The 13,585-nt window shown below is 42.5% G+C and carries 7 protein-coding genes; all 7 read left to right on the top strand.

Going from position 1 to position 13,585, the window contains the following annotated elements; genetic code table 11:
* Positions 1–95: 95 nt before the first annotated feature.
* Positions 96–437 carry a hypothetical protein gene (locus tag MHI15_RS11955; protein WP_036681520.1) on the top strand — a complete coding sequence of 114 codons (342 nt, stop codon included), beginning with the start codon at positions 96–98 and terminating at the stop codon, positions 435–437.
* A gap of 500 nt (positions 438–937) precedes the next feature.
* On the top strand, positions 938–3,790 hold the full coding sequence (locus MHI15_RS11950) for an Ig-like domain-containing protein (RefSeq protein ID WP_076307531.1): 2,853 nt from the start codon (positions 938–940) through the stop codon (positions 3,788–3,790).
* Between the two features lie 87 nt (positions 3,791–3,877).
* On the top strand, positions 3,878–4,417 hold the full coding sequence (locus tag MHI15_RS11945) for a hypothetical protein (protein ID WP_341164443.1): 540 nt from the start codon (positions 3,878–3,880) through the stop codon (positions 4,415–4,417).
* 153 nt (positions 4,418–4,570) lie between these two features.
* Positions 4,571–4,840, top strand: coding sequence for an alpha/beta-type small acid-soluble spore protein (locus MHI15_RS11940; protein ID WP_036681516.1), 270 nt, complete (start codon positions 4,571–4,573; stop codon positions 4,838–4,840).
* A gap of 339 nt (positions 4,841–5,179) precedes the next feature.
* Positions 5,180–6,382, top strand: a complete 1,203-nt coding sequence (gene metK / locus MHI15_RS11935) for a methionine adenosyltransferase (RefSeq protein ID WP_036681514.1) — start codon at positions 5,180–5,182, stop codon at positions 6,380–6,382.
* 200 nt (positions 6,383–6,582) lie between these two features.
* Positions 6,583–10,617 carry an Ig-like domain-containing protein gene (locus MHI15_RS11930; RefSeq protein ID WP_341164442.1) on the top strand — a complete coding sequence of 1,345 codons (4,035 nt, stop codon included), beginning with the start codon at positions 6,583–6,585 and terminating at the stop codon, positions 10,615–10,617.
* A gap of 215 nt (positions 10,618–10,832) precedes the next feature.
* Positions 10,833–13,565 carry a stalk domain-containing protein gene (locus MHI15_RS11925; protein WP_081387162.1) on the top strand — a complete coding sequence of 911 codons (2,733 nt, stop codon included), beginning with the start codon at positions 10,833–10,835 and terminating at the stop codon, positions 13,563–13,565.
* Positions 13,566–13,585: the final 20 nt, after the last annotated feature.

The following is a 13,585-nucleotide window of genomic DNA, read 5'->3' as shown; positions in this document are numbered from 1 at the left end:
GATAACAATTACCAGCGACATAAATTTTGTAATCTGCACCGATTTACGATACAATAATGTAGAAAATATTATTTTCTGAAAGGTGAAAGCCATCGATGAAACCGATTTTATCAAAAGCACAGTTGGATTACATGAAAGCCAAGAATATGTTTGAGAATAGAGCAAAAGTGTTGGAGAAGGAAATTGCAGCTAAACGGGCACTACAGGAGATCACTCAAGAGGTCATGGAAGAACTGGTGCAAGCAACAGGATTCCACGATTCATACAACGAGCTTGTTGTTACTGAGAATGCTCTGATCGAATGGTCTCATACTACAATCAAGCATGAGAAGAGCTACCGCGAGAACCGCGCAGCTATTGATGCAATGTATGACAATGTGAACTCGAGTCCTGAGAAGCGTCAGGAATTGATCCAATTATCTATGAAGATTCGTTAGAAACAATGTAATAGAAGCAAGCGTCGGCAACGGCGCTTTTTTTGTTTTTTGTAGGAATGTTTAAATTAATAGTACAAGTGTTAATGATTCTTAGTAAATATTGCATAATGACGTTTAGAAAGCGACTATGATATACTGTTTTCCGTAGGCACCCATGATTAACAATAGTTAGTAGAACATACATATGTATCTTCTAATGGGATCACACCGGAAAATATAAAAAAGAAGATTTTTTTTGAGAAACCGCAACTTTTTCAAATCTTCTGCGTTTAAGGTGTAGAGTCATTTACACAGGGGCTGAAATTAACCGCTGGTAAAGCCAATTTAACAAAATGGAAAAATTAGCTTTACGTGACTTGAGGCACATTGTATAATACTTAGGTATAATTAGGAATCTAGTATTGTCATGTCCTAAAATCGTTTACCAGTTTCTGTGATACCCGTCACAGACATTATTTATACTTAATTTGCTCAACTCGGGAAAGGGGGTGCATCGGCTAATGAGTGACATGAGCTACTCAACTAAAGAAAAATCTCAGTTTATGAACGTCCAAGGAGGAGAAAAAAAGGTTATGAAGAAAATTTTATCCGTAGCATTATCTACAGCAATGGCATTCTCGATGTTTGCCTCTGTAGCGTTTGGTGACGCAGCAACAACTCCGCAACAAAAATTTGATGCTTTGGCAGCGAAAGGTATTCTCAACGGATACCCAGATGGTCAAGCTCACCTTGAAAAAGATCTTACTCGTGCTGAGTTCGCGAAGATCGTTACTAAATTGTTCGACCTTACTGAAGTAACTAACAAATTGTCTTACAAAGACAAAGGTTACAACGCATCGAACTGGGCTGTGCCTTACATCGAAGCTGTTACTGCAGTAAACTACATGCAAGGTAAAGATACTGTTAAAGGTATCTTTGACTACAACGGTAAAGTAACAGTTGAAGAAGTTGCGGCTGTATTGTTCCGCGCTTTGAAATTGGAACAACCAACTACAACTGATAATTCTGCATCCGCATGGGCTAAAGGTTATGCTCAAGCAGTAATCAATGCAGGTTTGGTTGCTAAAGACACTAACTTCAAAGCTAACGCTAGCCGTTCTTTGGTAGTTGAAACAGCTTATGCTGTGGATCAATTGAGCCAAGCAGCTACAATCGTTTCTGCTGAAGCATTGAGCCCAACTAAAGTAGTTGTTACTTTCTCTGACAAAACTACTACAACTGTTGAATTGACAACTGCTCTTGTAGCAGGCGTTGAAACTACAATCAACTTCAAACACAATGATCATGATTACACTACAAAAGTAACTTTGGCAGCTCCTAAGGTTGTTTCCGCAGAAGCTCCAAATGCTAAACAAGTAGTAATCAAATTTAACCGTTCAATCGATGTTGATACACTGGCTGAATCCAGCAAAGTTATCGACGGCGTAGTAAAAGTAACTAAAGTGGGTAGTGATGTTAACGAAGTAGCTAATGCTAATGTTACCTTCAACGCTGACAACACTGAAGCTGTTATTACCCTGCCAGGAGTTAAATTCCTTAAAGGTAACTACACTGTAGTTCTTAACGATGCTGTAACAACAACATCTGCTGAAGCTATCCCAGCTTACACACAACTGATCACTGTTGCTGATACAGTTGCTCCAACACTTGCTTCTGCTAGCTCTACTGCAAAAGCAACTACTAAAGATGTATACGTGAAATTCAGCGAACCAGTTAAAACTACTGGTATTGTTGCTTACGTAAATGGTCAAGTTGCTACTGTAACTGTAACAAATGATACTTACACTGAGTATAAATTGTCTGCAGGAACATTGGATAGCGGCAAAACTTACGATGTATCGTTGCTTAACGTTACTGACTTTGCAGGTAATGTAGCTAATCCTAACCCAATCAAAACTACTGTAACTGTAGTTTCTGATGTTGCTGCTCCAGTAATCAAGAGCGTAACTCCAGTAAGTGACAAGTATGTTGAAGTTGAGTTCGACAAAACAGTTGATCGTGCTTCTTTGGTTGGTAATGTTCGCTTGTTGAACTCCGTTGGTGAAAGCCAAGGTACGTTCCAAGTGTTGACTACTGACAATGGCAAGAAGTTCACCCTTCAAAGCCCATTGACTAGCTTCCCTTCAACTGGAACTTTCACTGGTTCTGTAGTATTCGGAGCTTCTGTAAAAGATACTCTGGGTAACATTTTGGGAACAGCTGCTAGCCAAGCAATTACCTTTACTAAAGACACTGTAGCTCCTACTGTAACTGGTGTTACTTACACAACTACAGCTGTTAATAAAGGTCTGGTTCTGAAATTCTCTGAAAATGTTGTATACAAAGGTAAAGGCACCCTGCAACTGATTAATGATACTACTGGTGAAGCTACAACTGTACTTCACAATTCTAGTCTTGTTAAAGGTAGCGGAAGTACTTTCACTATCACTGGTGTAAGTGTACCAACTGCTGGTAGCTACACATTGCGTATTCCTGCAGGATTGTTCGTAGATAAATCCTACAGTGCAAATGAACTGACTGCTGCAGTATTGCCTGTAACAATCGGATCTACTTCAACTGACGATAAAGCTCCAGAATTGTTGGTTGTTAATGGCGCTGCTCCTATCAAGTTCTATGATAGCAAATCTGTTGGTGATGACACTTATGGTGATGCTTTGATCACTGTTGATCTGTTTGATGCTAGCGGTTTGAAATCATCCACAATTCTTGATAAAAACAGCTACACATTGAACAATGCTGGTCTTCCAAGCACTTCTTACGTTACAATTAAAACATTGAACGAAAAAGGCGAAGAAGTATCATCTGCTACTAACCCAACCCGTGCTCGTGCATATGTATATATCCCTAGCTCCAGCATCACAGAAACTAAAGACTATGTCTTTGCTGTGAATGGTGTTACTGATACTGCTGGTAACGTAATCGATGGTACAGTTGCACAACAAAAAGGTAAGCTGACTAGCAGAATTAGCCCTGCGTTTGATTCAGCTGTAGTATCCAGCGGAGGTTCAACTGAACTGATTCTCGGATTCTCCAAAGACCTGAATGAAGCTACAACTGAAGCTGACTTGAAAGCGAACCTGGAATTCTACATCAACACTGATGTTAATTCTAGCAACAAAATTTCATCAGAAAACATTCTTTCTATCACTCCGATTAAATACGGATCTGATAAAGGAAAATGGTCTGTTAAATTCTCCAAGAAAATCATTGATTCCGCTGCTGGTGCTAAAGAAGAACTTGATCTTAACGCCAACGGTGTTAACAGAATCATTGTTAAAGTTAAGAAAGACGCTGCAATCTTCGATGCTGATGGCAACAAGATCAAAGGCGAAACAGAAATCTCCGCTAAGTAATCTCCGATTACCGAAGCACAGAATAGCCTCTTCGGAGGCTATTCTTTTTTTATAGGTTTTTATCCCCAATAATGAGGAGGAACTTCTTTGAAATCGGTATGGAAAGTAACAACCGCAGCCGTATTGCTGGCTGGTGGTGTATGGGCTGGATCTCTGCTAAATATTACTGCTGAAGGTGCAGGTGTTGGTTCTCAGCCTGGCACAACGGATGATCCTGTAGTTACGAAAAGCTACGTAGATCAGCAAATTCAGAAAGCACTTTCAGGTGGTACAGTGACGACTCCGGTAGCGACTGCTACACCTGCGCCTAGTGCAACCACAGCGCCAGTAGCTACACCTGGTCAAAATAGCAGTAATGAATCTGTGATTGTTGATGTGAAGCCTGGCCAAACTTTAATTGCTTCTGCAGGCGCTGAATTTATCGTTCGCGCGGGTAAAGCAGTAATCGTTTCACAAGATGCGAATGGTGTGGCAGATTTAACAGATGGTAAAGATCTAACAAATGGACTAGCTGCACCATCTAACCACTTATTGTCCTTCCCTCGTGATGGTCGTGGAATAACTGTTCAAGAGGGTCAAACACTTGGTCTTGTTGTGATGGTTCGTGGTGGATATACCTTGAAATAATGTGTAATGATATATATTCATAATGCCCGTAAACAGACGTAATCATACCTTCAAACTGTTTTCCAAAGTTACAAATCATTGGCGCGATTGAAGATTAAGTGATGGACGCACAATATTCCTGTAATCTTACAAATTCACAGGAGGTGCTGTAACATGGCACGTAATAATCGTACAGTCGTACCTGAAAGTCGGACAATGCTGAAACAAATGCAATATGAAATTGCAGCTGAATTTGGATTATATGGGGCTCATTATGGAGGCGGGGCAGACACGGAGTTTGCTTCTGAGTTAGGAGCAGTCGGAGGTAGTGGTTCTGGCCGTAGTCAGTACCTTGGGCATCTAAGTTCAAGGGATAATGGGTCTGTTGGAGGAGAAATTACGAAGAGACTCATTAAGCAAGCTGAACAGTCTCTTTTTCAATAATATCAGGGGTTAGGATGCCCTTATTCCTTATCTGATATTGCTTTTTTATAGCGTGAAATCAATATTCATACTCTCACGGGGGGTTCTGTGTTTAATTGACACCACCCCCTAAATAAGATAATATGACTTTTGAGGAAAGCCTTAAACCTTTTCCATATGGAAAAGGTTCATTTTTTGAAGAGTTTAGTGAATGTAGGCATCAAATTTTGCAAAAATCCTTCATAAAAAGAAATCAGGCAAACCTGAATTATTTATATTATTTAGTTTTATTATTTGGCCTGTTATCATTAAGGAATCCCTTATACAGTGTCAGACTAACCATATGGGAGGTTGTTATACTTGTCTATTAAAGGGCGTCATTTGTTTACTTCTGAGTCCGTTACGGAAGGGCATCCGGATAAAATCTGTGACCAGATTTCCGACGCGGTATTGGATGCATTTTTAGTTAATGATCCTAATGCACGTGTAGCCTGCGAAGTAGCAGTAGCAACAGGTCTTGTACTGGTGATCGGGGAAATCAGTACCAAATCAGAGTATGTTGATATTCCTGCCATCGTACGCAATACCATCAAAGAAATTGGATACACACGTGCAAAATATGGTTTCGACTATAATACATGTGCTGTGTTGAGTTCTCTTAACGAGCAGTCCGCTGATATTGCCCAAGGTGTTAACTCTGCTTTAGAACACCGTGATCCTGCTCAAGTAGCTGAAGAAACAGCTAATATTGGTGCAGGCGATCAAGGGCTCATGTTTGGGTTTGCTACGAACGAGACACCTGAACTGATGCCACTGCCGATTGCTTTATCACATCGTATTGCACGTCGTTTATCTGAAGTTCGTAAGAACGGAACCTTGGACTATCTTCGTCCAGACGGTAAAACACAAGTTACGATTGAGTATCAAGATGAAAAACCTGTACGCGTAGACGCTATCGTAGTATCTACACAACATGCAGAGGAAATTTCTCTTGAACAAATTCAGGCGGATATTAAAGAACATGTTATTTTGCCTGTTGTTCCTGCGGAACTGCTTGATGCAGAAACCAAATACTTTATTAACCCAACCGGACGTTTTGTTATTGGGGGTCCTCAAGGGGATGCTGGTCTAACTGGCCGTAAAATTATCGTCGATACATACGGCGGATATGCTCGTCATGGCGGCGGAGCATTCTCAGGTAAGGATCCAACTAAAGTGGACCGTTCTGCGGCTTACGCGGCTCGTTATGTAGCTAAGAATCTTGTAGCTGCTGGTTTGGCCGACAAATGTGAGATCCAACTTGCCTATGCCATCGGTGTAGCTACTCCTGTCTCGATAAATGTGGATACATACGGAACAGGTAAAATCAGTGAAGAGAAAATGGTTCAACTGATCAGCAACAACTTTGATCTTCGCCCTGCGGGCATCATTTCTATGCTTGATTTGCGTAAACCGATTTATAGACAAACTGCAGCTTACGGTCATTTCGGACGTACTGATGTTGATCTTCCATGGGAACGCGTAGATAAAGCAGAATTGCTAAGAGATCAAGCAGGGTTGTAATTCATCATACGGTCTTATAATATGTTAACCCGCAAGTTGGCCATGGTGTCAGCTCTGCGGGTTATTTTGCGTGCGAAAACGAGCAAGGCTAGTGAATCTAACCATAGAGAAGTAGACTACTAAACTTTGCCAGCCTTTTAGCCGAAATATAAGAATATACATAAAGACGATAGTATGGCTTGAGAGGAGTCTATCACGGAATGAAAAGAAAAATTTCAATATGGACGGCACTTATTCTAGCGGGAGAGTTAGTACTTGGTTCGGGTTATCCTGCTATTGGAATAGGGAATTCAGCAGTGTACGCTGCATCAGAGTTTGGTATAACAGTCTCACCAGCGCCTGGAGCAAGTTATGTAAGTATAGGATCATCCCTTAGACTGAGCTTTGATCGTCAAGTAAACCCGCAGTCAGGTGAAATTACTATTACGGGTCAAGGTGATAGCTCACCTTTTTTAACGATTCCTATTGGTAGTTATGGTCTAATTGGTAGTTCAAAAGATTACGAGCTTAAGCTAAATCAACAGTTTACTTCAAACAAGACTTATACAGTGACAATCCCTAAGGGGTTGTTCAAGGATAATGATGGTAATGAGTCAGGTGTTACTTCATGGGCATTTACTACTGCGCCTGAGAGTAATACAGCGATTACGGCAGGCAACTTTTCACCTGCTAATAATACAAGAGTGGATGCAGGAGCCCTTAAGGAGCTAAGTCTAACCTTAAATAAAAACCTGATAAAAGGTGGAGGTTCCATTCGAATTTTGTCGTCTGCAGATAATGCAACCGTACAAGAGTTCAAAATTAAGGATGATGATACTAGAGTCAACGTTCAGACTGATGCTAACTCTACTACAGTTAAACTAACATTGGATAAAACATTGGCCTCCGGAAGTAACTATTATGTTCTTATAGATTCTTATGCTTTTAAGGATGTTGATAATCGAACGTATTCCGGGATTTCAAGCGGTGATGTGTGGAGCTTCTCTACTAAAGGTGTGGCAGAGATTCCAGTGACTCCTGCACCGGCAAACGGATCAGGTGGGGTATCTACCACTGGAGCCCTACAGCTTACATTTGATCGTCCTATGATGCCTGCAGCTGGAACCATAACAGTATCTCCAGGTGCAGCTAACGATGCTAGAACGAGATGGCTTAATGTAAACTCCCCAGCCGTTACAGGAGGAAGCAGCAGAACTATAACATTGCTTCCAGCATCAGCAGCATCACCCTTGCTAAACAGTACGCAGTATACGGTGACGATACCGCAGGGAGCTTTTTACGATCAAGACGGAAATGTATTTCCGGCTTCGGGTGCGTATACCTGGACATTTACAACGGCTTCTTTGACAGGACTTAACGTAAGTGCGCTAAATCCAGCTGACCGGAGTGAATCCATAGCTAACAACAGATCATTTTCTGTCACATTCAATCGTAATGTGAATTATAACAGTGCTGTGGAAAATGGCGTAGCACTTTATAAAAGTGGCGGCGCACAGGTTCCGGTTACTGTTAACCGGAGTACAACTGCTGCAAACGAATATGTAATTACACCTAAAATAGCTTTAGATAGCGACTCAACCTTTTATATTGATATTGCTAAAGGAGCTTTTGTAGACGCTATTGATGCTAATGTTATCTATGATGGACTAAGCGGAAAAAATTCATGGAGCTTCCGGACCTTGTCTCAGGACAAAACAGCTCCACAGCTCACATCTGCATCACTCGAGAACAATCGGACCATTCGTTTAAAATACAATGAGAGCCTCAACTCTTCCATTGCACTGTTGATCTCCAGTTTTAGTGCTACGGTGAATGATGAGAGTCGTACAATTGAAAGTGTCTATATCCAGGGAGACAGCGCCTATGTGGTACTCAGTACAGGGGTAGCGGTTGGACAGAATGTGAAGGTTAGCTATACAGGGGGTCTGCGGACCATTCAAGATCCAAGCGGAAATGCAGCCAGCACCTTTAGCTCAAAGCAAGTTACTAACACTATCGAGTCCTCCATGCCTACACCCAAAGATGGACGGATCACGGGTAGAACGGTAGCGTTGAATTTCAATGACTCCTTAAAGGCAGTTTCCTCTTACGCACATAGTCAGTTTCTAGTGACTTCAGATGGGGGATCCCTAGGGGTCAACTCCATAAGCTCTAGCGGGAACACTGTATATTTAGGCTTAAATAGCGATGCTTCTAATGGCCAGACCGTTCGTGTCTCCTATTATGCAGGCTCTTATCCTTTGCAGAATTCTTTTGGACAAAATATTGCGGATTTCACAGATTTCTACATTCGCAACAGTAATGATACAATTCCACCCGTGTTCCAAAGTGCAACCGGAGGTGGAAATAAAATCCTTCTGAATTACAATGAAGGCTTGTCAACGACAAACCTCCCGATGAACAGCCAGTTCTCTGTGCTTGTTGGCACCACTCCTAACTATGTTACGAATGTATCGGTCAGTGGCTCACAGGTCACGCTAACGCTCCAGAGTGCTTTGACGGTGAATCAGAATGTTACTGTATCCTATGTTCCGGGGACTACCGGAATAAGCGATTTAAATGGAAACCGTGCAGCTTATATTAACCTGCAGCCTGTGTCTATCTCGGAAAACAGCGGAACTAGCATACCTGAGATTAGTTCTGCCACCATCAATGGCGACGAGCTTACGGTTACATTCAGTAAAAACATGCAGGCATCTGGTTCCCTCTACGCTAATCAGTTCGGAGTTAGAGCAGATGGGAGCAGTATGGGTGTACAAAACTACACTTTGTCAGGGGATATTTTGAAAATAACAACATCCTCAGTAGTAAAGACCGGACAAACTATCGATTTGTCCTATATGTCAGGATCAGGTACGATCAAGGATCTGAACGGTAATGTATTGTCCTCATTCTCTTCTCTCTCTGTTAAGAACCTAACCGGCGTGAGCACCGGAACGGGAAATCGTCCATCCTATCTAGGGACGCTTGCAACAAGTGAGTTTGGAAAAGAATACGCGCTGCTGAAGAGTGACTCTTCACAAATCGTGGATGACCGTTCGTTATACAATCAATCTGTAAAAAGATATACCTTAAACACAGATCGCCTGACGGCCAGTTATGAATATCTGTATAAGGCAAGTAGTGATACATTAGCTTTTGAGGTGCCTGCTACAGAACAATCGGCCTATGTGACTGTTCCTTTAAAGCCTTTGCTTGATGCTGTAAATCGCAGTAAAACCACAAAATTTATGATACGTTATGGCGATCACTTATATAGCGTAGGACTAGACGATATCGATATGAACGGATTAGCGACTAGCTTGATTGCAGACAGTAAAAATATCTCGCTGGTGTTCCGCTTAGAAAAGGTTCCGGCAGGTACGTTCTCCCCATTTGAGCAAAAGCTAAAAACTATGGGGATGCAGAGCGTTACTAGTCTTATGGATGTCCGGGTGACTGCGATAGTAAGCAGCAATTATTCTAATGCTAAGGCATTATCGGTACCTGGAGAATACACTGTGCGTACAACTTCTTCATTGAACAATGCGCAGACATCTGCTGCTAGACTGGATCTTTCCTATTACGATGCAGCCTATCTGCCAACAAAAGTAAGTACGGTAGGTAGCTATACGATTATTCGTGCTCGTACGGAGGGTAATCAGGTGTTAGGAACTTTTATATCAACCCGGGCCTTCTCAGATATGAGTAAGCATTGGAGTAGTTCGATCGTAGCAGAGCTTAGTGCAAAAACTATTATCGATAGCAGTTATGGGACTACATTTAGTCCAGAAAAAAAGATTACCCGTGCAGAGTTTGCAGTAATGCTTAGCCGGGGACTCGGTTTGCTAGGCGATCGCGAGACCGCACAGCGCTTCCGGGATGTGCAGCCTTCTACACAAACTGGAGACTATATTGGTGCAGCAGCTAAGGCTGGTATTATTACAGGGAACACAGATGGCTCCTTCCGGCCTAATGATAATATCACTCGTGAGCAGATGGCAATCATGATGATTCGGGCAATGGAATACACCAAACATCCTATTACATTAAGCGGCACTTCTGCCTCAACACTGGCTCGCTTTAAGGATAAGTCCAAAATTCAGAATCAAAGTGCAGAATTCGTAGCTAAAGCTGTGCAATCGGGGATTATTTTGGGAATGACCACAAGTGAGTTCCAACCTCAGGGTAATGCCACTCGTGCACAAGCTGCTGTGATGTTGCATCGGATGCTGAAGCAAACAGATTATTTGTAGAATAAATTGATTGGTAAAGCCTGGCATTCTGCTGGGCTTTTTTTTATGTTAATAGTTTGTGCTACGAGACTCTATAAAGCTTGAAATCTCTCAATTTCGCAACTTTTTCGCTTATTTTCAGTCTATTAAAAGAGTACTAGAAAAATAGGAACCAGTTTCCAGACTTTTGATAACGGACTTGAAGAGTAAAAAAGAGATGGGAGAGTTACGTCGAAATGAATGAAGTTTTCATGGAGAAGAAGAGTAGAGAAGTTGTTCGGGGAATAAAATTATCATCTACTAAAAAATGGGTTGCCGCTTCATTAGCAGGTGTGTTGTGGATTATGCCTGTAATTGGCAGTGAAGGCTTAGCTATGTTTGGTCATAGTTCCACACCAATTGCTACCGCAGCCACATCTAATTTTAAAGTAAGCAAGCTGGGAGAAGAAGTAATTACTTCGGGCGCCATTATGATGAAATACAAATATACGGCTACACGTTCAGGAGCGAGTGCTTCTGGCTTGGCGGATGTTATTCGCGTTGACCTCAACAATCCATATGTTTCATTAGATGTTATGACAGGTAAAGGTGGAAACCTGACAACACGTCAAAGTACTGGCGGGATGGCTAAGGAAACTGGAGCCGTGGCTGCAGTAAACGGAGATTATTTTAATACAGGCGGGGAAGGCGCTCCGATTGGTGGACAAGTATCCAGTGGTGTCTTGGTTTCCACCCCTTCGCAATTGGATGGAATGTATGCCTTTGCAGTGACTAAGGACCGCAAGCCTCTTATTGATGAGTTCAGCTTTGAAGGAATGATAACCGCACCTGACGGCGCACAGTTTGAGATATCCGGTATCAATAAAGGTGCTTATAGTCCTGAAGGTGGAAGCTCTACTTATAGCCATGCTAATGCAATGTACATCTATACGGATGTATGGACCGCACTCGATCGTCCCAAAAACAGCTCAACCACACCGACAGAGGTGCTCGTTGAGAACGGCGTAGTTACTCAAATATCTGAAAATGCTGCGCTTCCTACAGCGGTTCCAAAGGGAGCTTATATTTTGCGGGCCCATGGCTTAGCCGCACGGTATGTTACTGCCCATCTGACTGTAGGACAACCAGTAACAAGTGTGTACTCCCTGAAATCCAAGACTACGCAGCAATCGCTAGATCCTGCTAATCTGCAAACAATGATTGGTGGACATACGATTCTTGTAAATAACGGAAAAGCTGCAACGTTCTCTCGCTCGACTAGCAGTATTGGCGGTTATCGTGCACGTACGGCTTTAGGATACTCTCAGGATGGACGTTATGTTTATATTATAGCTACTGAAAAAAATGGCAACAGCTCAGGAATGTCATTGACCGAGCTGCAATCTTTTATGACCAATATTGGAGTCTGGAAAGGTCTTAACTTAGACGGAGGCGGCTCTACAACGATGGTAGACCGGCCTCTTGGTGAAAGCTCAGCCACACTAACCTTTAATACAGAGTATGGCACAGAGCAGCGCAGCATTGTTAACGCGCTTGGTGTTTATACTAACGCACCACAAGGTGAAGTAAAAGGAATTAAAATTAGCGGAAGCACTTCGCTATTAGTTGGACAAAAGGCTACTTATTCGTTAAAAGGTTATGACACTTACTATAACCCTATAGATGTAGCAGCAGGCAATCCTACTTGGACATCAAGCGGAGGAAGCGCAACTGTAAGTGCAGGAGAAGTAACGGCAGTGAAGCCAGGCACCGTTACCTTAACGGCTAAAAGCGGCGTAGCAAGCGCTTCTACAACCCTTACAGTCTTGGGTGGAGATGATCTATCCAGCATGAGTGTAGGCACTGCTACAGCGCCACTGACAGCTGGGACAACTGTATCTGTCCCTGTAAAGGCCTCTACGAAGAGTGGAGCAACCATAAGCGTTCCAGATTCAGCGCTGAAGTGGGAGTTTGTAGGCTTTAAGGGAGTCGTGCAAAATGGCAAGCTTACTGTAAACTCTGTGGATGCAGGGGTTACTACAGGTTACGCTATTGCTCGTTATGATGGATTTAGCACAGCGGTTGTATTATCGACAGCAGCAGCTACAACATGGGAAGATTTCGAGAAGGTAAGTTATCCAGTCAACTTTACTACCAATGTGCCAGCGGTACAGGGGACTGCAACAATAGTAGACGGATCGGCTGAAAGAGTAGGCTCCAAGGTGCTGTCACTCAGTTATGATATGACGGCTGGCAGCGGTAAAATGTACGCTTATGCTCAACTTAACGGCACAAGTGGAAAAGCCGTTCCAGCGCTTGCAACTTCGATGTCAGTTGATGTGATGGGCGATATGAGCTTAAATTGGCTGCGTGCTGAGTTTGTAGACAATAGTGGAGCTACAGCCTATGTAGATCTTGCGAAGATTATCGATTGGAACGGTTGGAAGAACATAAACATCGACTTGTCAGGATCAGGGATTAAATTCCCGGCTACGCTGAAGAGACTTTATGTAGTCAACGTAGAGGAAGGCCAGGATGAACGGGCGAAGACAGGTACCGTTGCTTTTGATAATATCACCTTCACAATGCCTTCACTTTCCAGTGATGCAGGGTTACCAAAGGGTACGGCTTCGATGAGCATCGGCTCCAAAGCAATGACCGTAAACGGAAATAAGAAGGCTATTGATGTAGCTCCAATTGTGAAAGACGGCAGTACTTATGTGCCGATCCGTTATGTGCTGGATGCTTTTGGAGGGAATGCTACCTGGGATCAGGTGAATAAGAAGATCATGGTGTTGCGCGGAGCCAAGGCACTGGATCTGACGGTAAATAAAAAGGAATACCTGTTAAATGGTAAGCGACAAAGTGCTGAAGTAGCACCTATTATTTTACAGGGTAGGACTTTAGTACCTCTGAGACTGGTTTCTGAACAGTTAGGATTAACTGTAAAATGGGAACAGAAAACGAAGACCGTAACTATCGAATCGTGATATGTTAATATATAAGGAAA

It is taken from the genome of Paenibacillus sp. FSL H7-0918 (genome assembly GCF_038007025.1).
Taxonomy (GTDB): Bacteria; Bacillota; Bacilli; order Paenibacillales; family Paenibacillaceae; genus Paenibacillus_AQ; species Paenibacillus_AQ odorifer.
Note: the sequence above shows the minus strand (reverse complement) of the source record. Positions and strands in the feature narration are given on the sequence as shown.

Excerpts from the sequence above, each read along its gene's own strand:
- MHI15_RS11950 (WP_076307531.1), top strand. The coding sequence starts at position 938 with ATGAGTGACATGAGCTACTCAACTAAAGAAAAATCTCAGTTTATGAAC.
- MHI15_RS11955 (WP_036681520.1), top strand. The coding sequence starts at position 96 with ATGAAACCGATTTTATCAAAAGCACAGTTGGATTACATGAAAGCCAAG.
- MHI15_RS11925 (WP_081387162.1), top strand. The coding sequence starts at position 10,833 with ATGAATGAAGTTTTCATGGAGAAGAAGAGTAGAGAAGTTGTTCGGGGA.
- MHI15_RS11940 (WP_036681516.1), top strand. The coding sequence starts at position 4,571 with ATGGCACGTAATAATCGTACAGTCGTACCTGAAAGTCGGACAATGCTG.
- MHI15_RS11930 (WP_341164442.1), top strand. The coding sequence starts at position 6,583 with ATGAAAAGAAAAATTTCAATATGGACGGCACTTATTCTAGCGGGAGAG.